This window comes from Sulfuricurvum sp. (assembly GCF_028688295.1).
Classification (GTDB): domain Bacteria; phylum Campylobacterota; class Campylobacteria; order Campylobacterales; family Sulfurimonadaceae; genus Sulfuricurvum.
In genome coordinates this window covers 18,329-44,378 of sequence record NZ_JAQTYM010000014.1, presented here as the reverse complement: position 1 = coordinate 44,378, position 26,050 = coordinate 18,329, and the positions used below count along the sequence as shown (strand labels likewise).

Annotated in this window: 28 protein-coding genes; 17 read left to right on the top strand and 11 right to left on the bottom strand. The window is 41.1% G+C overall.

The genetic code is table 11. The features are described from left to right. Positions 1 to 432: 432 nt before the first annotated feature. Both PHR02_RS05035 and PHR02_RS05030 read right to left on the bottom strand, forming a co-directional pair. Positions 433 to 714, bottom strand: coding sequence for an HU family DNA-binding protein (locus tag PHR02_RS05035; protein ID WP_299892109.1), 282 nt, complete (start codon positions 712 to 714; stop codon positions 433 to 435). Between the two features lie 125 nt (positions 715 to 839). Beyond that, positions 840 to 1,130: a c-type cytochrome gene (locus tag PHR02_RS05030; protein WP_299989822.1), complete on the bottom strand. Its 291-nt coding sequence runs from the start codon at positions 1,128 to 1,130 to the stop codon at positions 840 to 842. A gap of 115 nt (positions 1,131 to 1,245) precedes the next feature. Between PHR02_RS05030 and PHR02_RS05025 the strand changes: the two genes are divergently transcribed. Further along, positions 1,246 to 2,124 carry a radical SAM protein gene (locus tag PHR02_RS05025; RefSeq protein ID WP_299989819.1) on the top strand — a complete coding sequence of 293 codons (879 nt, stop codon included), beginning with the start codon at positions 1,246 to 1,248 and terminating at the stop codon, positions 2,122 to 2,124. A 45-nt stretch (positions 2,125 to 2,169) separates the two neighbouring features. Here PHR02_RS05025 and PHR02_RS05020 read toward each other — a convergent pair whose 3' ends face one another. After that, complete coding sequence (locus PHR02_RS05020) at positions 2,170 to 2,958, bottom strand: helix-turn-helix transcriptional regulator (protein WP_299892118.1); 789 nt, start codon at positions 2,956 to 2,958, stop codon at positions 2,170 to 2,172. Between the two features lie 313 nt (positions 2,959 to 3,271). Here PHR02_RS05020 and PHR02_RS05015 point away from each other — a divergent pair, with 313 nt between their 5' ends. From PHR02_RS05015 to PHR02_RS04985, 7 genes are all read left to right on the top strand, one after another. Next, the gene (locus PHR02_RS05015; protein WP_299892120.1) at positions 3,272 to 3,745 is read left to right on the top strand and encodes a hypothetical protein; all 474 of its coding nucleotides are present in this window, start codon (positions 3,272 to 3,274) and stop codon (positions 3,743 to 3,745) included. Positions 3,746 to 3,849: 104 nt separating this feature from the next. Continuing rightward, positions 3,850 to 4,203 (top strand): hypothetical protein, encoded by a 354-nt coding sequence (locus PHR02_RS05010; RefSeq protein WP_299892123.1) that lies wholly within the window; start codon positions 3,850 to 3,852, stop codon positions 4,201 to 4,203. After that, entirely contained in the window at positions 4,178 to 4,885 is a 708-nt protein-coding gene (locus PHR02_RS05005; protein WP_299989816.1) for a hypothetical protein, read from the top strand. Before PHR02_RS05010 ends, PHR02_RS05005 begins: the two co-directional genes overlap by 26 nt. 2 nt (positions 4,886 to 4,887) lie before the next feature. Continuing rightward, positions 4,888 to 5,163, top strand: coding sequence for a WGR domain-containing protein (locus tag PHR02_RS05000; RefSeq protein WP_299989813.1), 276 nt, complete (start codon positions 4,888 to 4,890; stop codon positions 5,161 to 5,163). Then, a complete protein-coding gene (locus PHR02_RS04995) occupies positions 5,157 to 5,570 on the top strand; it encodes a hypothetical protein (RefSeq protein WP_299989810.1) in 414 nt (137 codons plus the stop codon). The genes PHR02_RS05000 and PHR02_RS04995 overlap by 7 nt, the downstream gene beginning before the upstream one ends. A gap of 18 nt (positions 5,571 to 5,588) precedes the next feature. Continuing rightward, a complete protein-coding gene (locus PHR02_RS04990) occupies positions 5,589 to 5,759 on the top strand; it encodes a hypothetical protein (RefSeq protein ID WP_299989807.1) in 171 nt (56 codons plus the stop codon). 35 nt (positions 5,760 to 5,794) lie between these two features. Continuing rightward, positions 5,795 to 6,283 carry a hypothetical protein gene (locus PHR02_RS04985; protein ID WP_299989805.1) on the top strand — a complete coding sequence of 163 codons (489 nt, stop codon included), beginning with the start codon at positions 5,795 to 5,797 and terminating at the stop codon, positions 6,281 to 6,283. On the opposite strand, the gene PHR02_RS04980 is transcribed toward PHR02_RS04985, so the two are convergent. Further along, a complete protein-coding gene (locus PHR02_RS04980; RefSeq protein ID WP_299892141.1) occupies positions 6,280 to 6,537 on the bottom strand; it encodes a helix-turn-helix transcriptional regulator in 258 nt (85 codons plus the stop codon). The two genes, PHR02_RS04985 and PHR02_RS04980, sit on opposite strands and share 4 nt — an antisense overlap. A 172-nt stretch (positions 6,538 to 6,709) precedes the next feature. Next, a complete protein-coding gene (locus PHR02_RS04975; protein WP_299892144.1) occupies positions 6,710 to 6,964 on the bottom strand; it encodes a helix-turn-helix transcriptional regulator in 255 nt (84 codons plus the stop codon). Between the two features lie 143 nt (positions 6,965 to 7,107). Here PHR02_RS04975 and PHR02_RS04970 point away from each other — a divergent pair, with 143 nt between their 5' ends. Together PHR02_RS04970 and PHR02_RS04965 are read left to right on the top strand one after the other, a co-directional pair. Continuing rightward, entirely contained in the window at positions 7,108 to 7,356 is a 249-nt protein-coding gene (locus PHR02_RS04970) for a hypothetical protein (RefSeq protein ID WP_299892147.1), read from the top strand. Positions 7,357 to 7,367: 11 nt separating this feature from the next. Continuing rightward, entirely contained in the window at positions 7,368 to 8,570 is a 1,203-nt protein-coding gene (locus PHR02_RS04965; protein WP_299989803.1) for a hypothetical protein, read from the top strand. Between the two features lie 89 nt (positions 8,571 to 8,659). Here the strand turns inward: PHR02_RS04965 and PHR02_RS04960 are convergent, their stop codons facing one another. Both PHR02_RS04960 and PHR02_RS04955 read right to left on the bottom strand, forming a co-directional pair. Next, entirely contained in the window at positions 8,660 to 9,976 is a 1,317-nt protein-coding gene (locus PHR02_RS04960) for a type II toxin-antitoxin system HipA family toxin (protein WP_299989801.1), read from the bottom strand. Further along, positions 9,976 to 10,311 carry a transcriptional regulator, XRE family protein gene (locus PHR02_RS04955; RefSeq protein ID WP_299892156.1) on the bottom strand — a complete coding sequence of 112 codons (336 nt, stop codon included), beginning with the start codon at positions 10,309 to 10,311 and terminating at the stop codon, positions 9,976 to 9,978. Before PHR02_RS04955 ends, PHR02_RS04960 begins: the two co-directional genes overlap by 1 nt. Before the next feature lie 224 nt (positions 10,312 to 10,535). On the opposite strand from PHR02_RS04955, the gene PHR02_RS04950 reads away from it, so the two are divergent. Next, positions 10,536 to 11,162, top strand: a complete 627-nt coding sequence (locus PHR02_RS04950; RefSeq protein WP_299892159.1) for a hypothetical protein — start codon at positions 10,536 to 10,538, stop codon at positions 11,160 to 11,162. A 388-nt stretch (positions 11,163 to 11,550) separates the two neighbouring features. On the opposite strand, the gene PHR02_RS04945 is transcribed toward PHR02_RS04950, so the two are convergent. Both PHR02_RS04945 and PHR02_RS04940 read right to left on the bottom strand, forming a co-directional pair. Next, positions 11,551 to 12,759: a type II toxin-antitoxin system HipA family toxin gene (locus PHR02_RS04945; protein ID WP_299989798.1), complete on the bottom strand. Its 1,209-nt coding sequence runs from the start codon at positions 12,757 to 12,759 to the stop codon at positions 11,551 to 11,553. After that, the gene (locus tag PHR02_RS04940; protein ID WP_299989795.1) at positions 12,743 to 12,991 is read right to left on the bottom strand and encodes a helix-turn-helix domain-containing protein; all 249 of its coding nucleotides are present in this window, start codon (positions 12,989 to 12,991) and stop codon (positions 12,743 to 12,745) included. The genes PHR02_RS04945 and PHR02_RS04940 overlap by 17 nt, the downstream gene beginning before the upstream one ends. 633 nt (positions 12,992 to 13,624) lie before the next feature. Here PHR02_RS04940 and PHR02_RS04935 point away from each other — a divergent pair. Next, positions 13,625 to 14,758 (top strand): Fic family protein, encoded by a 1,134-nt coding sequence (locus PHR02_RS04935; RefSeq protein WP_299989792.1) that lies wholly within the window; start codon positions 13,625 to 13,627, stop codon positions 14,756 to 14,758. Positions 14,759 to 14,884: 126 nt separating this feature from the next. Here the strand turns inward: PHR02_RS04935 and PHR02_RS04930 are convergent, their stop codons facing one another. Next, on the bottom strand, positions 14,885 to 15,301 hold the full coding sequence (locus PHR02_RS04930) for a hypothetical protein (RefSeq protein WP_299989788.1): 417 nt from the start codon (positions 15,299 to 15,301) through the stop codon (positions 14,885 to 14,887). A gap of 132 nt (positions 15,302 to 15,433) precedes the next feature. Continuing rightward, a complete protein-coding gene (locus PHR02_RS04925) occupies positions 15,434 to 16,057 on the bottom strand; it encodes a DUF6088 family protein (RefSeq protein WP_299989785.1) in 624 nt (207 codons plus the stop codon). A gap of 374 nt (positions 16,058 to 16,431) precedes the next feature. Between PHR02_RS04925 and PHR02_RS04920 the strand changes: the two genes are divergently transcribed. From PHR02_RS04920 to PHR02_RS04900, 5 genes are read left to right on the top strand one after another with little or no spacing between them, the layout of a single operon-like run. Next, positions 16,432 to 17,733 (top strand): TolC family protein, encoded by a 1,302-nt coding sequence (locus tag PHR02_RS04920; protein ID WP_299989782.1) that lies wholly within the window; start codon positions 16,432 to 16,434, stop codon positions 17,731 to 17,733. After that, positions 17,721 to 18,368, top strand: coding sequence for a hypothetical protein (locus tag PHR02_RS04915; protein ID WP_299989779.1), 648 nt, complete (start codon positions 17,721 to 17,723; stop codon positions 18,366 to 18,368). The genes PHR02_RS04920 and PHR02_RS04915 overlap by 13 nt, the downstream gene beginning before the upstream one ends. Beyond that, complete coding sequence (locus PHR02_RS04910) at positions 18,369 to 19,082, top strand: hypothetical protein (RefSeq protein ID WP_299989777.1); 714 nt, start codon at positions 18,369 to 18,371, stop codon at positions 19,080 to 19,082. It abuts the gene before it with no gap. 33 nt (positions 19,083 to 19,115) lie between these two features. Next, positions 19,116 to 23,912 (top strand): calcium-binding protein, encoded by a 4,797-nt coding sequence (locus PHR02_RS04905; RefSeq protein WP_299989774.1) that lies wholly within the window; start codon positions 19,116 to 19,118, stop codon positions 23,910 to 23,912. Positions 23,913 to 23,943: 31 nt separating this feature from the next. Next, positions 23,944 to 26,046, top strand: a complete 2,103-nt coding sequence (locus PHR02_RS04900; RefSeq protein WP_299989771.1) for a type I secretion system permease/ATPase — start codon at positions 23,944 to 23,946, stop codon at positions 26,044 to 26,046. Positions 26,047 to 26,050 lie beyond the last annotated feature (4 nt).

Genomic DNA, 26,050 nt, shown 5'->3' with positions numbered 1-26,050 from the left:
TTTTAGAGTATTGTTGGCTAAAATAATCGAAACAGATGCCTAAGATGCAATCGTTCAACTCAAATTCTGAAATCTATGCTGATTTTGGATTATTACGGGGTGAGATTTGCAAGTGGCTCTATAATAAAAAAGAAAAGAAATTAATATGCGATAAAACAGTGAAAACAATAAACGGTAACCCTATAATCAAAAAATATCGAATCTTTTGAACTAAGTGACTTTAAGTAGAAAAATTCACAATATGACTTCGTAATTACAGCATAGTTATATCAAAACATAAATCTACTCCTGCGCGGGAGTAGATGAAAAATACTATTAGAGAAATCCCTATATTCTGGAATAAAAGAGACTTTTTATGCAGGTATTTGGAAAAATAAATGAGAGTGAAAACGAGAAGATAAGTGATGAAATTTTTTATTTTGTAGCCAGGAATTATTTCCCGGCTACTTTTTCTTTAAGAACAGAGCTTGCAGCGAATTTAGCGACAGTTGTTGCAGGCTTGCTGTAGGTCTTATCTGTACCTGGAACTTTTCCTTCTTTAGCAGCTTGAGTAGCTGTTTTGAATGATCCGAATCCCGGAAGTGCTACATCTTCTTTAGCACTTAGTGCTTCAGTGATAGCAGCAGTAACTGCATCGATTGCCGCGTCGGCTGCCGCTTTTGAAGAGTATTCTCCATGTTTTTGTACGAGTTCTACAAATTGTGCTTTATTCATGAATGTCCTTGGTCAATAATTTGAAGGCGCGATTATAGCACGCTGTAGAGGGGAAAGGAAATTTTTGAGAACGATTGATAATGATCTGGAGTGTAATGATAGAGGAAGGGTAGGGGACTTCTCCCCTAGAGTTTAGCGATATAGTCAGAAAGTGTTTTCATATCAGTTTCATTAAGAGTTGCGGTCTGACCTTTCATGATCGCGCCCATACCTTTGGTATTGCGAGTTCCTGCTTTATAGGCTTTAAGAGCATCGAGAGTTTTAGTGGAACTCCATCCTCCAATCACTTCAGATTTGCCAAGAGCGGCTTTTTCACCTTTGGTTCCATGACATGCAGCGCATTTGCTATAAAGAGCAGAACCATCTGCCGCACCTAGAATTGCAGTGAGTGTTAAAAGGGCAAGTAACGTTTTCATAATCATCCTTCTGTGAGAATCTTTAGATTCTCTTTTTATATAACAGCAGTATAAAAAAAGATTGTGGAGCCATCGTGAAAGTAAAGCGCAAGCAATTAAACGTAACAATCATGTCATGATTAACTACTCTTTCCCCCTCTACCGTCCCCCTGCTGAAGCCGACAACATAATCATCCAAGCCACACTTGGGTGCAGCCACAACCGATGCAGCTTTTGCACCATGTATAAAAGCAAACGCTATACAATACGTCCATTAAATGAGGTACGCCGTGAGATAGAAGCCCTTGCACACGCGTATCCGAACGCTAATAAAGTATTCCTAGCAGATGGAGACGCACTCGCACTTCCAACGGATCATCTCGCAAAGTTGTTACGTTTACTAAAAACATCTTATCCAAGACTATCACGCGTATCGCTCTATGCCACGGCACAGAACTTTCTGGAAAAAAGTGTCGATGAACTAAAAGAACTCAGAGCAGGGGGGCTGAGTTTGGCGTACTTTGGGATTGAGACTGGGAACGATGAATTGCTTCGTAAGATCGATAAAGGGGTGAATGCGGATCAGATGATTGAAGCGCTGCATCGTGCCCATGAAGCAGGGATAAAAATATCGGCTACTGTCATTTTGGGAATAGGGGGGATAGAATATACTCGTGGGCATATTCATGATACGGCCAAATTGATCAACGCCGCTCCGATAACCTATCTATCCACATTACAGTTGGGATTGGAAGAGGGGGCAAAGGACCGATTCCTAAAAGCATTTGATTCCTTTACTCCATTAAATGACCTACAGATTCTGCACGAACAGCGTGAATTGATTTCTCTCATCAACCCACCGCAAAAGATTATTTTCCGGTCCAACCATGCCTCCAATGCACTGCATCTCTCCGGTATCTTGCCAAAAGACTCTAAAAAGTTAATGGCTCAAATCGATGATGCACTGAGAGTAGGGAAGGGTGCAATGGTACCTAGATGGATGAGAGGGTTTTAGCGGGCGTAATTTAAAGCATTTTCAAATAAATTTTAGCTTTTTGTTTCATAATGTAATACTGGTACTTTTAGACTGAATAAACCTCATTAAATCATCTGTAAAAATGCTTTCATCATTAAGAATTTCATTTGCCTTACTAGTGTCGCTCAGTATTACAAAACATTCGATTGAGTTAAATTGTTTGAGAATACTTGATAAGCAGAGCCTTTGTTTTTCTGAAATAAAATTTTTTGATTTACTATTACTTCCAAGGTGATACGTGGCGATATGTGTTTCAAGAATTTCACGTGCGAATTCAGGAACTATGAGCTGAATAGTAGATTTATATGATTCTAGCGCCTGAACAAAAAGATGCAGTGCTTGTAACGAACCAAGATGTACAAAAGCCTCTCCGAAAAAAGTTGCTGATTGAGGAAATGTGAAGCGTTCTCTAAATTCTTCTCTAATGATAAATTGTTCTAGCAAGTTATTTAGATATTGATATGAGTTGTTTTTATGAGTATACATTAAAGCTTTTGTAAATAAATTGCTTGTTGGTTCAGGTATTAGATCTAAATTATCATTGGACTTCGATGGGTCATTTTCGATGATAATATCACCTATCCCAGATATTAACCAATTGAGATTAATCATAACTCCTGATGTCTTGCCAGAAATTGCTATACGTTCAAAAAAATCTAGGGATGGTTGAACGGTATTGTTTTCATATCTTGTCAAAGAACTGGGTGTAATATCTAAAGCTTTTCCAAATTCAGTTTTATTCATTCTAAGAACATGTCTGACTTCTTCGAGTCTTTGCCCAAAAGTGCTTAGAGGCAATCCCATATCTTCCATTTATTACTCCATATGATTAATATTTACAAAATACTTGCATTTATGCCAAATAATATTTATACTTGCAGATATGCAATATTATTGAATATATGTATACAATAGTGCGATACAGTGAATTTTACCTTAGTATCATTTAAATTTTGCGCTAAGTACTCAAATATTGCAATTTATTTAGAGCGTCCCATCGTTTTTTTTAAGCGATGATACGCGAAGTGATAAGGAGAAAAATTATGTCAAAAGTGATATTTCAAGAGTGCACTATCGCACTCGATGAGCATCATGCAAGTAGGTTTATCAGCCATGGAGGTGTGAGATGATGGAGTATATCAACGGATGGGAATGGCTTCCTCTTGTTATCTGTACGATAGCAGGGTTTATTATGGTTTCATTTACCAAAAGAGTAGATATGGCCGTCATAGGTACCATAGTCCTTTTCATGACGATGATCTTAGCCTATGAAACCCACAGTAATAACCTTGATAAAGAATATGTACTCAAACGATTCACACAAGGAAAAGCACTCAAATGCGGTCTGTGGAGAGGTGAGAGTCTTCTCGTCGATCCAAAATCCGGTTGGAAATTTGAAGAGAATATCGGTTTTATCAAAGGTGATCAGATTCATAACGATCATGGACTGTGTTCGGTTATCGGTGAAGAATCACCAAGAGCCTCAGATATTCCCTATGTGTTTGCTCTGATATTTGAGCTGATGCTGGCGTTTGGTCTGCGTGCCGTCTTTGTAAACTATGCCGAAAAAGAAGAGGAGAAAGATCATGACACCGAATGATATTTTATTTGTCGGTGTCGCAATGGACATTCTCACCCTCATCGTGGTGTGGCGGATACGCCGTCACCGCCAACACACTAAATCACTTGGTCAAGGAGATTGATATGGAACTCTATGAAATCGTTCTAATCGTTTCTTCGATCATTGTTACCCTAATGTGGAGCATGCTGCTCTTACGTATAAGAGCCTATGCGGTATTGGTGTTTTTGCTGATGGTACTAGGTGTAAGCGAAGTGGTCATCTTTTTTGAGGATCATGAGCTCAAATGGCACCTTATTACAACGACATCGTCCGCTCTGGTGGCATTGATCTATGCCATGATAAGAATACGACTCTGTGTAAAAAAGATATACAAGCAAATCGATACTCTGGAAAAAGAGAAAGCGCGCGAATCTGCAAACACAAATGCTCAGATGAACAGTGAGGTGTCCGATGGAACCGAACATCATCTACTGTAGCGATGCATCGTATGACTTAAAAACCAAGGAAGCGGGGCTGGGGATTAAAAACCTCACCACCGGAGTCAGTCACTCGGTAGCACTTACTGCTTCGAGTGTTCAAGAGGCCGAAGAGTTCGCCCTCTTAGAAGCGATCAATCACGCGATACTGCATCGCCACCGCAACTGTATCTTTGTGTATGACAACATCAGCATCGATACGGCGAGTATCGGTGCGTTCTATGCCAATGCGTTTGAGATGATTCAGTTCTTGTGGTGCAAGCGTGACTATCTGGTCGAAGTGGACCGGTTGGCTTCCAACGTCCGTACTTCTGCTTCGAACGTGAGGACGCTGAGCAAGCAGATCCTCTCCCATGCAAAGCAGATCAGTGATGAGGAGCTGGTATCTGCCCTGATGCCGCTGACGCGAGGCGAGACGTATGGATATCTGTGTGCCATCAGTGGCACCGCTCCAATGCATAAACCTTACCCCTCATCGATAAAAGGGGTAAATGAGATGATCGTTTCTCTTTTAATGTATGTCTCCTCAAACCCTTTGAGAGCCAGACTCATCGAGCGGTTTGGATACCTCAGAGGGTACAAAGAGAAACACTACGATGAATTACTCAAAAATGCCCACTTCTCTATGGAGTGGTTTGATGAGGCCAAACATGAGTGCCGCGCACTCCATCGTGCGGCGTAACGATGGTCACGATACTCTATAGGACGCTCAATCATAAAGAGCGTTATTACAGCATACAGCTGCTTCCCACTCTATTTGGAGAAGCACTGGTGATCCGAAGCTACGGGTCGGTGAACAATCATAAACCCACCGGAGAGATCCGTAATGTCTATGAAACGATCCAAGAGGCACACAGCAGTGTCTCCGTATTGCTATCCAAGAAGTATAAACGGGGCTATCGTCTAAAAGGCAAACCGATGACGACAGGGCTTGAAGAAGAAAAGGAGAGATTATGTTAATACTTAAATTGATTGCACTGCTCATAGGGGCGTTTGTGTTATTTCTAATCATGGATCGGTTTAACCGCTTTAGCCGGGATGAAATCGGATACGAATACTTTACCCATGAGCATACGATCGCCATGGTGATCGGATACGCTCTGATCTTAGTGGGGCGGGTTTGGAGTATCGGATCTACCAATGATCCACTTAATGGGATTATCGTGATGCTTATCGGTATCGCGATTATCGCTATGGTGATCAAGAACAATTTCAATAAAACCCCAAGACTCTATGCCATTGCGGGTTCGTTGATGCAGATTGTCATCTATATACCGGTGACGTTCCTGATCATCCCCATAGCGATTATGCTGTTTGGGTTCTTATCCCAAATCAAACCGGTCTATACGATCAATGCACGCGATTAAGTGATGTGGAGTGTACGATTGATCATAACGGTGGGATTTTTTCTCCCCTCATGTGTATTCGCCCTAAATGCTAGATCTATCAGTGATTGGATCAATGCCATTGGGGGATTGCTGCTGGGGTGGATAGCACTTTATGTGATCAAACATCAAGATAAACCCAACGTGAAACGCTTTTTAGAGCGTTTTTAACTCAAAACATAAAACAAATAATCAAAGGAACTTCCATGTCAGAAGCCTTACAGATCATCAACATCATTGTTCTTGCTATAGCAATCGGGTTTGCAATCAATCGCTTAATCAAAAGCGATAGAAAACTGAAAATGAAAAAAGCTCAAGAAGACTCCGAACAAAAGAGATGGGAACGCGCTGCTCATATCGCCGCCAACGATAAAGAGTATACGGCATTCGTCCATGACGTAACAGGCTTAGGAAAAGAGTACGACCCCGATCAATGGTATTTCAAAATGCCCGATTCTGCCCTTAAACACTTAGAAGCGTGTTTCGAAGGTGATGAGCACAAAGTCTATCTGATGCAACGGGCCATTGAACTCTCCATAGAGCACTTTGCGATCGAAATGGCCGATGATGCCGAGTGCGCTAGGATTATCGATGAGAGGGTATATAAAACCACCAAAGAGTTTAAACCTTTGGATATCGATGAACTCAATAAGCGGAGAAAAAGTCTACAGGGTGATAAAAGCAAAAAGGATTAGAGCTCTTCTTGGAAGAAGTCGGTGATGTTACACTCTAAAATATGGGCAAGCTGATAGAGGTGTTTGATATTGAAGTGCTGCTTTTTGAGATAAAGCTCCCCTTGTGATATTAGCCCCGGAGATTTGAGATTCATCGCCAGTGCCAATTGTAGTTGAGTAAGCCCTTTTAGCTCACGGCGTTTTTTAACATTTATTCCGATACGGCGATACAAAGCATCGATGTGTGCATCGCTAATATCTTCAATGTTGTTCAAAGTTTCTCCATAATAGTAATTACTATTCGGAGTGTACTTATGTTATACTATTTAGCTCAAATAGTAATAACTATGTAAGCTAAGTTTTAGCGACGTTATAGAGCGGTAATAAGGTCATAAAAGACTATAGAAAAGGGTAAGTAGAAAAAGAGTTTGAAGCAGAAAAAACAGATTAAAAGGGTGCTGAGTCAGGAAGAAGGTCTTTGACATCCATTTCCCACTCTTTTGCCAAAATGACCAAATGGGCAAGGTTGTAATTGGCTTTAGCCTGTCGAAGTTCAATGCGGGCAATGAAAGAAGTGGAGTTATGCCCCAAAATATTGGCCAGTTTTAACTGGCTGATTCCCCGATCTTTACGGAGATGCTTGATGTGTTCGGTGAGGGTATCGTAGTACGCTTTAACGTCGGGATGCTCTTCTTTAGACATAACCACCATCACTCACTATTAGATGGGTGATTCTAATGGAATCAATCAGCGATAAACAATCACTATTAAGTGAGTGTAAAGAGTTGTGAAGATAAACTCTCCGCGAATAAAAATACATAAATCAGCATAAAAGGATGATACCGATGAAAATACTGTTAAGTATTCTGATCTCAGCGGCAATGTTTGCCAATGAAGTTCAGATAAATGAATCCAATGTTTCCGATGCAGGAATAACTGCTCCCCAAGAACAGCAAACGGTTCAGAATGAAGAGAGCGGAATAACGGCAAAAGATGTGGTTGTCGCAGTAGCGACACCGGTGGTTGTTGCCGGAGCGGTTGTTGCCGCCGTTGTAACCTCGCCAGTATGGCTGGTTAAAAAAATATTTGAATAGGAGATAAGAGAATGAGCATCTATAAATCAATAGCATCGGTAAGTTTGTTGCTGCTTCTGGCAGGATGCAGCAGCACGCCGACACCTGCATTGCCCGAATTCAAAGCAACTAAATTGGATAAAAGTTCAGTATCTAATCTCAAAGAAAATGAAGTCAAACATCTATTCTACCTCACCTTTAACGATCATGTGAGAGCAAATGGCGGATCTCAGTATTTAAAATCAGCTCAATCCAGTCCGTTTTTAGCGGTATCCGGTTCGAATTCAAGTATTGTAGATGCGCGTGACACCTATAATTATTCATATACCTACGGATACTATTACGATCATCCGACCATGAATATTACCGAAGTACAGCAGGGGACATGTCTGTCAAAAAGTTTTTATCCAACTTCGGGAAAAACACGCATTACGGAAAATAATTGTAAAGATTTTACCTCTTTGTATCGTGCCCCAAATGCATTTGAAATACAGGTAGAGTCAGCTCGGAATTTTGTGAAGAACACTTTTCCGGTTCTTTTAAATAATTACAACGCAAATAAACCGCAAGCCGATCAATGCCGATTAAAACGTTCGCAAGAGACAATAGCACTTATAGATAAAACGGGTCTGCTGAATAAGAACTTTCTTAAAACATTACAGCCGGTGATCACTACCGAAGCGTTGATGCCAGCTTCTAAAATAGCGCAAATCCCGTCTGAAAATTTCACCTGCAATGCTCTAAAAGATACGGTGATTGTTGATGTGCCAAATGCAAATAAGAAATATTCCTTTATCTATGACAAAACATTACCGTTAAAAACAGAGTATGCGTCTTTACCAAAAAATTTAACCATCACCGATATTCGATATAACTTCCTTAATGGTTATGAAACGGAAGATAAAATACTCAATGTATCATTCGATCATAAAACAGGGATGACGTCCTATTGGGAAGTGGCGTTTACGAACAAATCCAATGAATTTATCGAGATTCAAGCGAGTGATTTTACATACGGGGGTAAGAAAATACTTTACGTAGCCTCTTCAAAATATCCATTAAGTGTCCCACCAAAATCGACTAAAAATATTGTGTTGGAAGGGTATGCCCACCCACAGACAGTGAAAACGATGAATGATACATACCAGATTATGGTCGCCGTCAAATACAAAAAAGGTTCAAAAGAGCAAACTATACTCAAAAATGAAACGATTAAAATGGAACCATTGAGATAAACATTGTAAAACGTTTTGGATACGTTTAGTGCTGAGCCTCATGAAATTAGGGACTAGTGCTCATGAATATGGAATAAAAAATCTTTTTATTATGACAAGCTCTTTATTCTCTGTGCTGATAGAACTTGTTTATAAAGTTCACCCGGCACTTCATACTCTTTAGCTAACTGTGTAAAACGACTAAAAGCATCAAGAGAGGTATCAATTATTTCATTCGCATGTTTTGCACTTATGCTGCACTTCGATGCAAAGGCCAAAAGATCGTTTCGCTCAAACTGATCTCGTTTACCTGAAAGCGAAATCTGATGCTGCGAGGTCCACTTTCCAAGCGGGTCATAGGCATAGGTCATATCAAATGCAGGTGAGAGCGACCATACTCCACGACGATCCATCATAAAGCCAAAATTTTTGGCATGATCGTCTTGATTGCGCCCGATGATGTTAAAGATCGCACGACGAAACAGCTCATTGAGTTCGTTCTGACCCAAGCCCAGTTCTCGACAGGTCATGACCAACTGCTCGTACGAGTAGACACCCACATGATCTCGATCGAAATGTCGCAAGCCTGCCCAGGAAGCATAGTGCTTTTTGCGCACCTTGCCATCAACTATCTCACGATCAAACCGCTCGATCATAAAATGAAAATCTTCACCGTCGCTAATGTAAGTTGTTGAGGGAATATCGATACCGCACTCTTTGGCAATCAAAGAGTAGATGTATTCGATTCGAGTCATCCCTTTAGGATCTTTGCGATCTTTATCGCTGTTATCATCCGAATCAAACTTCAAAAGCCAATAGCGTTTATCATCACCCGCATCCAAGGTACCGTCATAAAATCTCCCTTGCGCGTCTTGGGCTACCAATGCTTTCGATCTTGCCCCTCCGGCACTTGATCCGACTCGGATAAGGGCTAACATCTCTTCATGCGATGCGGTGGATAATTTGTGATTGAAATCGCTCTTTTCGTGCAACACCATATTGGCCAGTTCATTGAGATGATGAATATTGAGGATTCCTCCATTCATAGCCATGCCATCGTTGGTTGAGGGCTCATATTCGAACGCACCCATGCTTCGTTTGCCGATGTAAGCCAAACGATCAAGGGCGGTAATATCGGATGGGGATAACCCATTATCGGCAAAGAAACGATCGATTAACTTGTTTCCGAATTTATCAGGGAGAGAATCGGCAAATATTCCGGGCAGTCCATGAAAGGTTCGCTGACTGATTGCGGGGTATGAGTGTATCAAGGGAGGATATCTCATCTCTAATGGGGAAAGTTGAATCTCTGAGATTGCAAACTCAGGAGTGTATTCAAACGTCGCTATTTCATTTTGTCCGGGGGCATAACCCAAATATCCTATGGTCTTTCCCCATAAATTTACAGTAATTACCGGTGTAGCCATTATTCATCTCCCCATTGAAAATTGGAGGGTTTGGATTTCTTTTTAGTGATCCGCTTTTTGAGCGGTTTTTCAATTTGTTGTGCAGGGCTGAATGTCTGGGTTGATTCCAAAAGCGAATTAAGTGCATCTAGCTCTCCAAGCCCTCTAAGAATTCGGATAAAACTGGTTAGAGATATCGTCCCCTTGTTAGCACGAAAGCGTTTGAGAGTAGCAAGGTTGGTTCCGCTTTTTTCAACCAATTCGGCATCACTGAATTCTTTTTCACGACGTCTTCGATCAACGCGATATGCGAGTTCTTTGAGTATCTCTTCATCGCTTAAGAGTGAAAAACGCATCAGATCCCTCCAAAATGGTATATAAAATTTATTATAGCACTAAAAAGAGCTTTTATATTTAAAAAATAGAAATAAAGAATCTAAATAGAATTTTAATATAAATAATGCCATATCGATTTAAAATTATTTACAAAATATACACATAGGTATAGTGTCTAATTGGGTTGCAAAAAAATCACAAAAAAAACATATTAAAGATGAAAAACAAAAACAAAAGGATTTACATGCAGCAATTCGAATATTACACCCCATTGGATGTCGCAAGTTTGTTTCGAACAAGCAGAGATATGGGGCAGTTTATCGAGGATATGATCGATACGTTATCGGAGTTAAAAGATAGAAACGCTGGGGATGATTCTTACATCCCGCCGGTGGTTTATTCGCATCAGGGATGGTCGTTTAATTTCGATTATAACTTTATCGTTTCGTGTTTGTCGGCGTGGGTAAATGATAGTGCCGTTGAGGGTGATTTTCGGCTTGTAGATTCTGCGAATGAAAGCGTAATTAAGAACGGTATTTTTCTTGTCGGAGCAATCTTCGAGGACTACTATGGGGTGGCAAGAATTAATAATAGAATTGTTGATTTGAAGAGGTATCGCCATCTAAAAACGCTTGATATGAAAACGCGGTTTTACAACTTGATTGTGATTAAAAACGGTGAGAATTATAAGCGATTTTCAGCGGTACATTTTTCAGCGTCGGAAGTTAAAAATCTGATTGATGCGAATGCGTATTCGATGCTTGTTTCGATTGCTGATAATAGCAAATATGAGCAGGTTGTTTTTGGATATCCGGCATTCAAAGAGTTCGTAAAAACTCAAAGAATTAACCCTGAACCCGTTTTCGGGTGATGGGAAACCCATTATAGTATATATATAAACTCAATATAGTCTAATCATTTAGAGTATATTAGATAATTTAGTCTATATTAGTTTAGGGTGTGTAGAGAGAGTATATAAGAGTTTATAAGGAATAGTTTATAGTAAAAATCCTCATCTTACATTCGCGAGGCAAAAACAAAGGAGAGTGAAAAATGAATGATTCGTCAATATACGTGATGATTGGCTTGATGGTTATGGTTGCCGCATATGTGAAATTTATCGTGCTTCCAAAGCATGCTTAAGAAGTACGATAATACCTCTAAGAATCGTTTAATAGCTGTTTTTAGCCATGAAAACAATTTTTCCATATTGGATTTGTCTAAAGTGTAATTTGCCTCTTACAGGCCTTCTAATGTGTTTATACATTTGAAATGGAGTTAGAATCTAATTTTCTATTTATTTGATCGAATCCTAACGATTCAAGTCCCTTGTCCCATTCATCCAGCATCCTATTGGCAAACGTACTGATCTCCGTATGCTCTTTTGCATAATTGAGCATCTTTTTGGCCGCGCTCTTTGTGGCTTCGGCACAGGTATCGAATATTTCTTCGATCTCTGCCAATGATAGTTTGCATGTCTGCTTACCAAATCCGATATAGGTTTTTTTCTTCCACCATATTTTTCCATCGCTCATACTAAGAGCAGGCAGATCTTCGTTTAAATAGACCGTTGTGCATACGACATCGTAGATGGGTGCCATGGCAGCATCGGTATAATCTTCATCATACAAGATGGCAAAGTTTTTGAGATGGGCATCGCCGTTTCTAAGCATGTGATTTATTACTAGTGCTTTAAATAATGTCCGTAGATTTTCAAGCCTCGATTCGGGAGCTGTAGAAGCCCTCAGAACTTTAGCAAGGTCTTCATAGGAAGCATGGTATTTATCATTGGTCCCTTTGCCTAGAAGTACACACCCATCTTCAAAGCCCAGATAGTTGCCGTCATCTTTTAAATCGAAGCGTTTCATGATAAACATCGATCGGTTTTTTGAGAGCTTAAACTCGGGTGTAGGTAAACCAGCTTGTCGCACCGCTTCCATACAAAAAAACTCGTTAAAGGCAAGTTCAGGGTATTCATCTCCCCACGATTTGACAATATACTCTTCAGTGGTGAGGGTGTTTTTATTATCGATTTGAAGCAATATTTTGGGTTGTACACCTGAAACGCCTGAACGGATAGCGAAGCGATCCATCAATTTCTCAAACAATACGTGGGTATCGTCATGTAAGATTTCATCGAGGGTGATAGGCTCTTCATCATTTGCAGGAAGACCGTATTTAACCCGCCCGATAACATGGGGACCAATCAGCTCCAACAATCCAAGATCATCCATCTGTTTGACCTTCGCAAACCGTTCACGTATCGTCTCTTTCAATGCCCCTTCGGGAAGGTTCATCTCAAATATCGGATGAAGATGGAGAGACCCCCAGCTCTCAGTACGAATCGGCATCGTTACGGAGATGGGAGTAATCGCATCTGGTGTGTAGGTGAAGATATGCTTTTCACCTTCTTTAGCCAGTGTACCGGCTCTTTGGGTGTTGGTATAGATATTAATACGTCTCGCCACGCTGCAACTCCTCTAACGTTAATGGGCGACCTTTTTCTCTAAGGGCCATTTCCAATCCAAATATCTCAAGGACTTCATTTACTTTGGTGATTCCCACTTCATCGATAAATCCATCTTCCATACGACGGTATGTATTGAGGCTTATACCGGCATATTTAGCAGCTTCCGTTTGGTTCCACCCTTTTTTCTTACGCGCATGAACAATGGTTTCGCTTAGATGCATTAGGCTCATTGGTGATCCAAAATATCAATATACTGATAATTATAGCGATAAATTCTAAATAAATATCAATATATTAATAATTATTGAGAAAATTTTGTGAAGAGTATGATTATGAGTGATGTTGATGCCTTCAAATTTTTTAGTGAAGGAAATCTCGTTATTGTATTATATATAAGCTATATAGTCTAATCATTTAGAGTATATTAGATAATTTAGTCTATATTAGTTTAGGGTGTGTAGAGAGAGTATATAAGAGTTTATAAGGAATAGTTTATAGTAAAAATCCTCATCTTACATTCGCGCGTGCACGCGCATGAGAAATTTCAAAAAAGAGTTTGGTTGTAATTTTTAGATCGTATTGGTCATTTTTAAATGTGCTTTACAGAATAGGTTCAAGTAGATAGCCGTAAAAATTGCATAATATAGCCTTAAATCGCAAAAAAACATTTTTTGATATTCTGATATACCTGAGCATATTTTCGTCGTTATACGGCTTTGTAATCGTTTTTAGGAGTTCTTAAATTAGTAATAATCAAGTGGCATTGAAGGATTATGAAAGATAATCACACCAAATATGGTATGATTAATTCACGAATTCAACCCACTAAAGTCAAATCAATTTACTAAAAGGCAATAAAGAGCATGAAACGCTGGATATGGGAACAAGAAGCTTATCCCCATTTTACCTACGATCTAAACCGCCTTGAGCGATTGATTCAAGAGGTATCGTTAGAGCAGGGGTACTTAATTGCCATGACTCAAACGATGGACAGTGATAACATTGCCCAGCGTCAGCTCGAAGCCCTTATCAGTGAAGCGATCAGCACCTCTGCGATCGAAGGGGAAATTCTCAACCGTGACAGTGTCAAAGCCTCCATCGCTCGAAAGCTCGGACTCTCCAGTATCGATTCCTCAAAACGTGATGAGAGTACTGATTATCTGATTGAGATTCTCATCGATGCCAATACGAACTATGATCAGTCTTTAACACTGGAGCGATTATTTGGATGGCATAACGCTCTTTTTCCACGAGGATACAGCGGTTTATCAAAAATCAATGTTGCAACATTTCGAGGCGAAGAGCCGATGGAGGTCATCGGAGGAGCGGCAGGTAAAGAGAAAACCTACTATGTAGCACCTCCGCGATCCATTCTCGAAGATGAGATGGAGAGATACCTGCAATGGTTCAATACCACACAGCCAAGTTTAATCAAAGCGTGTATTGCCCATCTGTGGTTTGTGATCATCCATCCGTTCGATGATGGTAACGGAAGAATAGGGCGGGCAATCACTGATCTGGTTTTATCCAAGATCGAGAAATCGAGCATCTCACGGCTTTATTCGATGTCCAGTGCTATTAACAATGATCGTAACGGCTACTACCATGCGTTAGAAAAAACGACGGGGTATGTTCACAAAGAATCAAACCATCTCGATATCACCCAGTGGTGTGAATGGTTTCTCACAACCTTGCATACCGCACTTATCGATACCAAGAAAAAGCTGAACTATATTGTTCAAAAAACAGCGTTTTGGGATAAGTACCGAGAGTATGGTCTTAATCCACGACAAACCAAAGTACTCAATAAAATTCTTGATACGGGAGCTGAGAATTTTCAAGGCTCATTGAGTAAAAAGAAATACATGACGATCACCGATACTGCATCGACAACTGCATCTAGAGATATTACCCAGCTTCTTGAAATCGGATGTATCCGACAGATTGAGGGGACCAATGGACGCAATGTACGTTATGAGATCGTGATAGAAAATTAAACAACCCCTTTTTTACTTCGAGGTATGTGTTAAAGTACCATGATTGTGAAAGATGACATGTATCAAGCGAACAAAATTTTCAGGAAAATATACTATTTTTTCTGAAAATTTATCAAGTAAAAAGCACTACACCTTCTGAAAATAGCGGGTCTCTCCATTGACCTTGGCACTGAACCCATCGGAGGCAATGTTGATTTGATGCATCATCAGATCAAAGTGTTTGGATGGGTTCTCATATACGTTCATTGCAATACTGTGATCAAAGTGTATACGGTAATCGGCATGAAGTTCTTGTGAGGAGTGAGGGTGTATAAATCTTGCTTTTGCCTCGGGCAAGAAAAGGAGTATGAATCCCGTTTTAGAGCATTGGAACTGTTGGTTGCACAATTGAGAATCGATACGTGGTGAAATCTTTTCTTGAGTGAGGGCAGAGCGATCAGAATGAGTTATTTCCTCACTCATTAACGGAGTCGTACCCAATAATCCGGTAGTAATCAGAGCGGTGGCTAAAAATCGTTTGGATTTATCGTGATATTTATACATTCATTATTCTCCTGATACATAATCAAACAGATTGAAGACATTGTAGAGGTGAATAATAAATGAATGCTAACTACATAATAAACTATCGAATGAAATTATGAAAAGCGGCTTCACGGTCTGATTTAGAGAGCTTTATAAATTCGTACACTTTGACGCTTTTGCAATAATGTGTTCTACCGCTTCTTTTACCCAAGCAGAGCGATTTTTAGCGGCGGATTTAAGATCCGTAATCTCTTTTTCATTTAACGTTTGAGCAATTTTTGATTGGATAGATTCATCAAATGCTTCATTTTTCCCTAGATACTCTATTGCACTAAGATAGATGCCGGCTCTCTTACCGCGTCCGGAGAGTTTTTTTTCCGATACTTTACGAAATTCGATTGTTGATTTTCCAATAACAATATCACCGATTTGCTTTTCAGTTAAATAGACCTGTTTCATAGGGATTTGCGTAGTCAATCCCAATTGATAAAGAGCATTCGCCCCATCAGGGAGAAATTTAGTTCTCATCATACGGCTAAGTGCATTGACAATATCCGAATGAGCAGGGGGAACTTCTCCCCAACGGCATATTTCGGGTTTATAATACAAACCTCTACGAATACGACGTATTTCTCCTACTTCAAATAGGCGTGATAGTATCCGTTCAATAGTAGCTTCATTTCCTAAGGAAAAGAAATCAACATGGGTGAATACGTATCCAGCTTTGTGCGAAGCAATGGTGTTTCTAATATGTTGAGTTAGTGAGTTTTGCATTTATATTGTCTGTAAATAATAAATAAATTAAAGACATTATGACATAATATTATTGCATACACATACTAATTTGAGAACTGGAATTCGACAAGTTGTGATTTTACAGTCAGAAAACCTATGAAATATACAATTCGTATACTACTAATACACCTACTTATGGGAATAAGCATTAAATAGCTGGTTGTGTCGGAAAACACTTATTTTTCGTAGTATAAATCTAAAACAGCTAACGTTAAACAACCATTATATAATTTATAATGTTACTTTTTGTAAGACATTAGAATAATTATTTACTGTTTATTTAAAATATCACTTTTCTAAGAAACACTTAGTTATTATAAATTTCTTAAATATTTGTAATAATGATGTACTTTATGAAACTACCTGTAATCCTCCTCTTTAGTACCCTAAGTTTGTTATGTGCCCGTGAGATCACGTTTTCCGAAATCAAACAAAGCGCTTTGGATCACTCACAGCGTTTAACCCTTCGTTTCATCGATGTAAAAATCGAAGAAGCCCGTTTAGATAGCATCTATTCAACCCTCTATCCTCAGCTTTCCCTTGGTTACAGCGGCGAGTATAACCACAACCTCGATCCCTCGGTATCGGGGAGTATTTCAGTTGGAGATGCGACGATCAATTCTACTGTACCGTATGAGCATTCGGTATCACTGCGTCTTAACTATGAACTCTATCATTTCGGTACCACTATGAAACAGATCGAAGTGGGTGAGAAAGAGATTGCGGTAAAACGTTTAGAGCAATGCAGCGAAGAAGTGAAACTCTACCGTGAACTACTCGAACACTATAGCCGTGCCCAGAAAGCCCAAAGTGAAAAAAGTTTTAAATCCCGAATGCTCACCCTACGTCAAGAACTTTACAATCTCAAACAGCGTCTTCATGCCGCCGGAAAAGAATCCCGCGTCTCGGTTGGGGATGAAGCGATCCGTCTTATCGATTTGGAACGTGATATTGAGCGCTCTACTATGGAGTTCGAAGAGAACATTATTGCCCTCTCGCAAAAATCCCATATCGATCTGAGCAGTACCGATACGCAGCTCCTCCCTTTGGAAGTGAATTCGGCAACTCCAGCCGATTTCTCCTTTTTCCATACTCCCCAAGCACGTAGCTATGAAGAAAAAATAGCCCAAAAACAATCCGAAATCTCGATGTTGAATCACAGCCAACTCCCTGTTATCTCACTCTATTCATCGTACTATCTCTATGGATCGGATCAGGATAACTTTTCACGCGGATTCGAGGATATCCGTGCCAACAGTTGGAACGCCGGGGTGAGTCTACGATGGGCTCTGTTCGAGGGGTTCAAATACAATAGCGAATCCGAACGGCTCAAACTCGAACTCTCCCGAATCCGCGAAGAGTCCGAACTTGCCAAGCGGGAGTTCGATTACGAAACCCGCACCCGACATGAAAAACTAAACCGCCTATCCATGCTCACTAAAAACGAAACCGAAGCGCTGAACGAAACCGCCTCCAAACTCACGATGACCCAAAGACTGAGAGTACAGGGTGAAGCAGACGCGGTGAGTGAAGTGAGTGTAAAACTGGAAAGCTTGGAGAGAGAATTGACATTGGAATCGGAAAAGATACAACACGCGTATGAAGCGGAAGCGTTGAAATTACAACATAGGGGGGTGGATCAATGCAGAAAATAGTAATGAGATGGATAAAAGGGAATGAGAAGGTGAATTGCGAAGCAAGAGAGACCACCCTGGGGTGCGGTTTCGTCGTACTGGATCGCAACGGTAACGGCACTATCGATAACGGCGGAGAACTCTTCGGAGATCAAACGAGTGTAAACGGTGCAAAAGCGTCTGATGGGTTTAGTGCTCTGAGTGCGGAAGACACTGACCATGACGGAACTTTTGACGCAGATGATGCAAACTATACCAATGTGAGAGTATGGCAAGATACCAATAGCGATGGAATATCCCAAACCACAGAACTCCATACCCTCACCGAATTGGGAATAGCCTCTATCAACCTAACCTCCACCGCAACCAATACCGTAACAAACGGTAATACCCAGAGCGCTACAGGTACGTATACCCGTACAGACGGCACAACAGATGAAGCAGGTAATCTCAACTTCTCCCAAAACCCTTTTTACAGTGAGTTTACCGATCCTCTTCCACTGACCGATACGGTATTGGCTCTTCCTGATATGCAGGGGAGCGGGATGGTGCGTGACCTGCGCGAGGCATCTACCCTCTCGGCGGGATTGACGAGTGCACTGCAAACAATGAGTGTGAATAATCAGAACTTCAAGAATACAAGGAGAGTGGCATAAATGAACTTTTTAAAATGGCTAATGAATATTTTATTCGGGTGGATACTCTATGTACCAAAAAAGATTATGCAAGAAATAGAAAAATATTTCTCATTTAAAGCTATGAGTTTGAATTATGTTAAAGAGTTTTTAGTAATGCCTAAACAAGGAAACGGTCCATTACCTATACAAAGTACGAATTTAGACATCATTCTGTCAGCAACGATATTTGTTATATTAGCAGTTTTAATCAATGAAAACTTCATAGCTTCGTGCCTGAGATGTCAAACTTTTATAGATTTTATGAGTACATATGTTACGAGTATGACAGAAATGTCGCACCATCATACCATGCCGCAGATTGTGCTATTTGAACTATCGTTTGCCTATACGATTTTGCCATTGTATATTTTGATATTTTTATTCCGAAATCGAAACATCAGATACGACACGGTTGATACTTCAAGTACCCAGTTTATTCGCGGATATTTTTTGCTTTTTGCTTTTTTATGTTTTATGACATATATCAGCTTTCACGCCGCAGTTTTGTTTTTATTCTTCCCTGAGCATCAATCTCAGAGATTGCTCGATTTGATTATTCAGACAAAAATTGGATTAAGCTTATGGATTTGGTTATTAACATATCTTACATCAAAATCTTTTGCTGTATGGCTTTTAATGAACGTGGCAATTGTAAAAAAGATTAATCATGAGGACATAAAAAATGAAGCGTAATAGTACTAAAAAATCAAATAATGGGGGATTTCTATGGGAGTAATAACAGTTGTAGTGAAGACGTACAAAGATGGGCAAATGGGTTATAACTCGTATAAGTTAGTAGCAACAGATGATCAAGGTAGAGAATCGGCTGGTTTAATAGGTAATTTACTTGGAGGTGGAATTGGTGGTTTTTTAGGATTAACTATAGGTGGAGTATATGGTGCAGTATTGGATGAACCTGTTGCAGGTGCAGCAGCAGGATTTGTCGCAGGTGATTATTATGGTGGTAATTATGGTGAAGATTTAGGCAAAGCAATTTACGATAGCTTTCAAAAACAATATGACACTATGTCTGAAGCAGAAAAACAAGCATTAAGAGATAAAGGGTTTCTTTTTCCTTTCGATTCACATAAAAATAATCCTCCTTTTCCTATCAATCCTGATGTGAATGATAATTATAAGCGTGGTAAAAACTGGATTGCCCCCCGCATCGATCCCCTCGTCCTAGACCTCGACGGAGACGGTATCGAAACATTGGGTGTCAACGCTACGACCCATGTGGTATTCGACTATGACGGAGATGGAGTAAAAACGGGTACGGGATGGATTGCAGGAGATGATGGGTTTGTCGTACTGGATCGTAATGGTAACGGCGTAATCGATAACGGCGGAGAACTCTTCGGAGATCAAACGAGTGTAAACGGTGCAAAAGCGTCTGATGGGTTTAGTGCTCTGAGTGCGGAAGACACTGACCATGACGGAACTTTTGACGCAGATGATGCAAACTATACCAATGTGAGAGTATGGCAAGATACCAATAGCGATGGAATATCCCAAACCACAGAACTCCATACCCTCACCGAATTGGGAATAGCCTCTATCAACCTAACCTCCACCGCAACCAATACCGCAACAAACGGTAATACCCAGAACGCTACAGGTAACTATACGAAAACTGACGGCACAACAGGCGAAGCAGGTAATCTCAACTTCGATCAAAACTCTTTTTATCGTGAATTTACCGATCCACTTCCACTGACTGACACCGCATTGGCTCTGCCCGATATGCAGGGGAGCGGGATGGTGCGTGACCTGCGTGAAGCTTCGACTCTTTCAGCCGGTATAACCACTACTCTGCAATCGATGAGTACTTATGAAACTCATGATCAAATGATGGCGAAGATCGATACGCTACTGTCTCAGTGGGCAGAGACGTCGAGTATGGCGACGAGTGTGCAACTGGCGGCGAGTAATCATGATGTATTAGTGTATGTTCCAACACAGAGCAGTGAGGATTTTAATCTCTACTATAAAATGAATGTCGATTCTGCATCAAACGGCGAGGAGGGGGTTCACCTCGTTATCTATACTGAAGAGGAACAGTCCCGGTACCAATACTTGCTAGCCGAACAGGCCCGTATCACGAGAATTATTAGTATCTTAGAGCGTTTCAATGCTGAAACCTTCGTCAGAATTGAAGATGATAAAGCTACGGGTGGAACCGGTACGATAAGTATGACGGTAAAAGATTCTGGAGATAGTAGCGGCAGTGGTGCATTTTTATCATTTGATCCACGAGTGTTTGTTGGATTATCTGCGGCACAAGTAAGCTTTTTAGATCAGAGCTACGCGGCACTCAAACAATCGGTTTATGACGGGTTAGTATTGCAGACACGTCTTAGCGGGTATATGGATGCAATTAATTTGACTATTACAGAATATGGTATCGGTATTGATATTAGCGGTGTTATTGCATTGCTTGATGAGCGAAAAAATACAAATATAATTAATATAATAATTGATTGTGCAGAATTAAATAAATATATGAGTAGTAATCTAGCTGCAATAGATCCAACCGCAACTGTCATGCTGGATACATGGTTTAAGAGCTTGGAGAATGAAGAAATTTCCGTCACTGCAAGTGAGCAACAACTTATTAATACGGTAATTGGGTCATCTTATCAAATAGGAATGGATACTAACGATATTTTGACAACAGGTGCAAGAGATGACATCGTATTAGGTTTAAGTGGCAACGACACGATCAATGCTGGTGGAGGCGATGATACCGTTTACGGACAGACGGGTGATGACGTATTGTACGGGAATAGCGGGACGGATGTTCTTGATGGTGGCGAAGGAAACGATACCATCATTGCTGATGACGATGGGTACTACTATGACGATGCTGCGTATGCAGATACCTTGATCGGCGGTAAAGGGGATGATACACTAAAAGGCAGTGCCGGAAACGATATCTATGTGTTCAATATAGGAGATGGCGTCGATACGGTTTACGACTATGATTATTTCGGTTATTACAATAGTAATAACTATTACAACGCCGGAAACGATACCATTCAATTCGGGGAGGGGATTAGTGCGAATGATCTATCCTTTTATGCGAGCGGGAATAATCTGATCATCCAATATTCCGCGAGTGACAAGATTACGATTAAGGACTGGTACAACGCCAATAATAGTATCGAAAATATTAAACTCTCTGACGGGACGATGGTAACAATACCAAAAATCACAGTACTGACCAGTGATAATGCAGATGTATTTATTCAGGCTACTGGACAGCAGTATATCGTTGACGCTCAAGGAGGAAACGATCAGATCACAACGGGATCGGGTAATGATACGATTAGCGGTGGAGAAGGCGATGATATAATTAATGCTGGTGACAGTACGAACACAGTATCCGGCGGTATCGGTAATGATACAATTACCAGTGGAAGCGGAGTTGATATACTTGATGGCGGAGAGGGCAACGACACGATCAATGCTGGTGGAGGCGATGATACCGTTTACGGACAGACGGGTGATGACGTATTGTACGGGAATAGCGGGACGGATGTTCTTGATGGTGGCGAAGGAAACGATACCATCATTGCTGATGACGATGGGTACTACTATGACGATGCTGCGTATGCAGATACCTTGATCGGCGGTAAAGGGGATGATACACTAAAAGGCAGTGCCGGAAACGATATCTATGTGTTCAATATAGGAGATGGCGTCGATACGGTTTACGACTATGATTATTTCGGTTATTACAATAGTAATAACTATTACAACGCCGGAAACGATACCATTCAATTCGGGGAGGGGATTAGTGCGAATGATCTATCCTTTTATGCGAGCGGGAATAATCTGATCATCCAATATTCCGCGAGTGACAAGATTACGATTAAGGACTGGTACAACGCCAATAATAGTATCGAAAATATTAAACTCTCTGACGGGACAAATTATGTTTTAAATACGTGGACAATAGGGACAGTTGGAAACGATACCATATCCGGAAGCAGTAAAATGTATGGTGGATTAGGTGATGATACATATATCATTGACTCTATCGAAGATAGTGTTGTTGAACATCTGAATGAAGGAATGGATACCGTACAATCTAGTGTAACATTTACATTGGGTGTAAATATTGAAAATCTCACGCTCATGGGAACCGGAGTAATTAATGGTTATGGGAACACACTCAACAACACTTTGATTGGAAATAGTACTAATAATACATTAGACGGTAAATCAGGAACTGATACAATGAGTGGCGGTGCTGGCAATGATACATATATCGTTGAAAACACTGGAGATAATGTTATCGAAAACTTGAACGAGGGGAGTGATCGTGTAAATGCTTCGATTAGTTATGTATTAGGAGCTAATATTGAAAATCTCCAATTAACCGGAACTGCAAATAATAATGGAATGGGAAATGAGCTGAATAATACTATTTATGCTAATAATGGAAACAATATTCTCGATGGAGCTAACGGAACGGATACATTATCGTATGCTTATGCAACAGCTGGGGTTAATGCTAACATTGGTATCACCGCTTCGCAAAACACCATTGGCTCAGGACTTGATACTATTCTTAATTTTGAAAACCTGATTGGAAGTAATTATGATGATACTCTGATTGGAAACAGTTTCGCGAACTCAATAATTGGTGGCATCGGTGCCGACATAATGTTTGGAGGCGGTGGCAATGATGCTTATTATATTGATAATATTGGGGATCAGGCTTTTGAAACAGTAAGTTATACAGATACAACAAATGCTGGTGGGTCTGATACAGTAGTATCAACGGTCAGCTATACATTAGGTAGTTATATTGAAAATTTGAGACTAAATGGAAATGGCGCTATTAATGGGACTGGAAATACGCTAAACAATGTTATTTATACGAATAGCGGAAATAATATTTTAGACGGAGGTAGTGGAGCGGATACAGTATCGTATGCTTATTCGACAGCTGGGGTGAATGTTGATCTTAGTATCACCGCTTCACAAAACACCATTGGTTCAGGACTTGATACTATTATTAATTTTGAAAATCTTTACGGAAGCCAATATAACGATACGCTTTATGGTAATAGCTTAAGTAATACACTTTATGGGGATAAAGGTAATGATTCTCTAAACGGAGGTGCTGGGAATGATACCTATATTTTTAATTCCGGCAATAGATTAGATACGATAAACGATACGAATGGTACGCTCAATGCAGGTATTGATACGGTTAAATTTGGTACAGGAATTACTAAATCATCGGTTTCTCTATTCCAATCAGGAGCGAATTTATTGCTTTCTTATGGAAGTGGTGATGTAGTAACCATTGCTAATCAATCCACTACTAATAATGCCATTGAAAAATTTGCGCTTAGCGACGGCAATTATCTGACATCTAATGATATTAACGTCATTATTCAATCGATGAATGCCTATGCATCGTCCCATGATATCGCTATCGACTCTATCGATACGGTCAAAGCCAATCAAGATCTAATGAACATCGTCGCGGGAGCATGGCATAAATGATATACGTATCCCTTAATGTGAGGGGTATGGCATGCACTCCGCGCTAACCGCCCTCGAAGTTGCAGGTAAACTCAACCGCATCGCCATCGATACCCGCGTCATCATCAAAGAGTACGCCCTAAGCGAGCATGAACCTTCCATCGAAGAGCTGACCCGTATCGCAACGTCGCAGGGATTCCGTGCGGGGATTAAAAAGCTCTCCATTGAAAAGCTCATCGAGTCTTACCCCATGCCGATCATCGTCCAAAAGATGGATGGCAGCTATATGAGCATTATCCAAGCCAATAGCGAGAAACAAGAGCTTTTGGTATTCGACATCACCCGTAAAGAGCCTTATATTATCTCCTATGAGGATTGTGCCGCTCAGAGTTCGGGTAAAAGCATTGTCCTCAAGCACCGCATATTAAGTCAGGATGCCCGTTTCGGATTCGGGTGGTTTTTTCGAGCGATCATGAAATATAAAAAGGTGATGGCGGAGGTGTTGATCGCCTCATTCGTCCTCCAGCTATTCGGACTCGTCGCACCGCTCTTTACTCAGGTGATACTTGATAAGGTTCTCGTACACCGCTCTATGAGCACCCTCGATGTTCTCGCGATTGCCTTTATCGCCGTAGCGGTGTTCGAGCTGATCCTTAATCTGATACGCAGCTACATCTTTGCCCATACTACTTCCAAAATCGATGCCAAACTGGGAGCAAAACTGTTTCATCATCTCCTCGCATTGCCGTTTGTCTATTTCGAGAAGCGTAAAGTAGGGAATATCATCGCCCGTGTCCGTGAACTCGATCAGATAAGGGAGTTCATCGCCAACAAATCGGTCACTCTTATCCTCGATGTTCTCTTCTCCGTCGTCTTTGTCGCGGTGATGCTCCTCTACAGTGTCAAACTTACCCTCATCGTGTTGGGATTCGTTACCGTTATCGCCATCCTCTATCTCATTATCACCCCTGAGCTTCGCCGACGGCTGGAAGAGAAGTTTCAGATGGGGGCGCAAAGCAACGCCTATCTTGTCGAAGCGGTGACCGGAGTGCAAACAGTCAAATCTCTCGCACTGGAGGGTTCGATGCAGCGCAAGTGGGAAGATTACCTCGCTCGCTACGTCAACTCAGGATTTCAGCTCTCCAACCTCTCGAACATCCTCGGAGGGGTGAGCGGAGCGTTACAGAAGCTCATGACGATAGCGATGCTCTATATGGGGGTAACGTTGGTACTGGAGGGTAAACTCAGTGTCGGACAGCTCATCGCGTTTCAGATGTTCGCGGGACAATTTACCGGACCCGTGTTGCGACTGGTGAACCTATGGAACGAGTTTCAACAAACGCTTCTCTCTGTCGATAGGTTAGGTGACATCCTCAACACCCCTACAGAGCAGACTAATGACAAAGCGATCACTCTCCCTAAAATCGATGGGAGTGTGAATTTCGATAATATCGTCTTCTCCTACGCTCCCGATTCTCCTGCCGTACTCAACGGTATCAGTGCCGAAATCCCTATGGGAAGCAGTGTAGGGCTAGTCGGGCGAAGCGGCAGCGGTAAGAGTACCATCACCAAACTCATCCAGCGTCTCTATATCCCTAGCAGCGGAACGATCTACATCGATGGAGTAGACATCCGCCACATGAACCCCAAATGGCTCCGTAACAATATCGGCGTAGTACTCCAAGAGAACTACCTCTTTAGCGGAACAATCAAAGAGAACATTGCCCTAAGTCGTCCCGATGCACCGATGGAGCATATCATCGCGGCTTCGCGTATGGCGGGAGCCGATGAATTTATCGCCGAGCTCTCCGAGGGGTACGATACCCAAGTAGGTGAACGTGGTGCCGCACTCTCCGGCGGTCAGCGTCAGAGAATCGCTATCGCCCGCGCCCTTATCACCAACCCCCGCATCCTCATATTTGACGAAGCGACCTCGGCACTGGACTATGAATCCGAACGTATTATTCAAAACAACCTAAACACCATTAAAACAGGACGTACCATGTTCATCGTCGCTCACCGACTTAGTACCGTCAAAGATTGCGACATCATCATCGTAATGGACAAAGGGCACATCGTAGAACGGGGAAGCCATGAAGAGCTGATGCGATTACAAGGCTATTACTACAAACTTACTACTCAACAAGGGTTATAAACAT

What these genes read in the sequence shown, in the direction of transcription:
- PHR02_RS04995 (WP_299989810.1), top strand. Translation starts at nt 5,157, where the DNA reads ATGTTAATACTTAAATTGATTGCACTGCTCATAGGGGCGTTTGTGTTA.
- PHR02_RS04920 (WP_299989782.1), top strand. Translation starts at nt 16,432, where the DNA reads ATGAAACTACCTGTAATCCTCCTCTTTAGTACCCTAAGTTTGTTATGT.
- PHR02_RS05000 (WP_299989813.1), top strand. Translation starts at nt 4,888, where the DNA reads ATGGTCACGATACTCTATAGGACGCTCAATCATAAAGAGCGTTATTAC.
- PHR02_RS04930 (WP_299989788.1), bottom strand. Translation starts at nt 15,301, where the DNA reads ATGTATAAATATCACGATAAATCCAAACGATTTTTAGCCACCGCTCTG.
- PHR02_RS04915 (WP_299989779.1), top strand. Translation starts at nt 17,721, where the DNA reads ATGCAGAAAATAGTAATGAGATGGATAAAAGGGAATGAGAAGGTGAAT.
- PHR02_RS04900 (WP_299989771.1), top strand. Translation starts at nt 23,944, where the DNA reads ATGCACTCCGCGCTAACCGCCCTCGAAGTTGCAGGTAAACTCAACCGC.
- PHR02_RS04935 (WP_299989792.1), top strand. Translation starts at nt 13,625, where the DNA reads ATGAAACGCTGGATATGGGAACAAGAAGCTTATCCCCATTTTACCTAC.
- PHR02_RS04905 (WP_299989774.1), top strand. Translation starts at nt 19,116, where the DNA reads ATGGGAGTAATAACAGTTGTAGTGAAGACGTACAAAGATGGGCAAATG.
- PHR02_RS05005 (WP_299989816.1), top strand. Translation starts at nt 4,178, where the DNA reads ATGGAACCGAACATCATCTACTGTAGCGATGCATCGTATGACTTAAAA.
- PHR02_RS05025 (WP_299989819.1), top strand. Translation starts at nt 1,246, where the DNA reads ATGATTAACTACTCTTTCCCCCTCTACCGTCCCCCTGCTGAAGCCGAC.
- PHR02_RS04925 (WP_299989785.1), bottom strand. Translation starts at nt 16,057, where the DNA reads ATGCAAAACTCACTAACTCAACATATTAGAAACACCATTGCTTCGCAC.
- PHR02_RS05020 (WP_299892118.1), bottom strand. Translation starts at nt 2,958, where the DNA reads ATGGAAGATATGGGATTGCCTCTAAGCACTTTTGGGCAAAGACTCGAA.
- PHR02_RS04955 (WP_299892156.1), bottom strand. Translation starts at nt 10,311, where the DNA reads ATGCGTTTTTCACTCTTAAGCGATGAAGAGATACTCAAAGAACTCGCA.
- PHR02_RS05035 (WP_299892109.1), bottom strand. Translation starts at nt 714, where the DNA reads ATGAATAAAGCACAATTTGTAGAACTCGTACAAAAACATGGAGAATAC.
- PHR02_RS04985 (WP_299989805.1), top strand. Translation starts at nt 5,795, where the DNA reads ATGTCAGAAGCCTTACAGATCATCAACATCATTGTTCTTGCTATAGCA.
- PHR02_RS04970 (WP_299892147.1), top strand. Translation starts at nt 7,108, where the DNA reads ATGAAAATACTGTTAAGTATTCTGATCTCAGCGGCAATGTTTGCCAAT.
- PHR02_RS04960 (WP_299989801.1), bottom strand. Translation starts at nt 9,976, where the DNA reads ATGGCTACACCGGTAATTACTGTAAATTTATGGGGAAAGACCATAGGA.
- PHR02_RS04910 (WP_299989777.1), top strand. Translation starts at nt 18,369, where the DNA reads ATGAACTTTTTAAAATGGCTAATGAATATTTTATTCGGGTGGATACTC.
- PHR02_RS04975 (WP_299892144.1), bottom strand. Translation starts at nt 6,964, where the DNA reads ATGTCTAAAGAAGAGCATCCCGACGTTAAAGCGTACTACGATACCCTC.
- PHR02_RS05015 (WP_299892120.1), top strand. Translation starts at nt 3,272, where the DNA reads ATGATGGAGTATATCAACGGATGGGAATGGCTTCCTCTTGTTATCTGT.
- PHR02_RS04950 (WP_299892159.1), top strand. Translation starts at nt 10,536, where the DNA reads ATGCAGCAATTCGAATATTACACCCCATTGGATGTCGCAAGTTTGTTT.
- PHR02_RS04940 (WP_299989795.1), bottom strand. Translation starts at nt 12,991, where the DNA reads ATGAGCCTAATGCATCTAAGCGAAACCATTGTTCATGCGCGTAAGAAA.
- PHR02_RS05030 (WP_299989822.1), bottom strand. Translation starts at nt 1,130, where the DNA reads ATGAAAACGTTACTTGCCCTTTTAACACTCACTGCAATTCTAGGTGCG.
- PHR02_RS05010 (WP_299892123.1), top strand. Translation starts at nt 3,850, where the DNA reads ATGGAACTCTATGAAATCGTTCTAATCGTTTCTTCGATCATTGTTACC.
- PHR02_RS04965 (WP_299989803.1), top strand. Translation starts at nt 7,368, where the DNA reads ATGAGCATCTATAAATCAATAGCATCGGTAAGTTTGTTGCTGCTTCTG.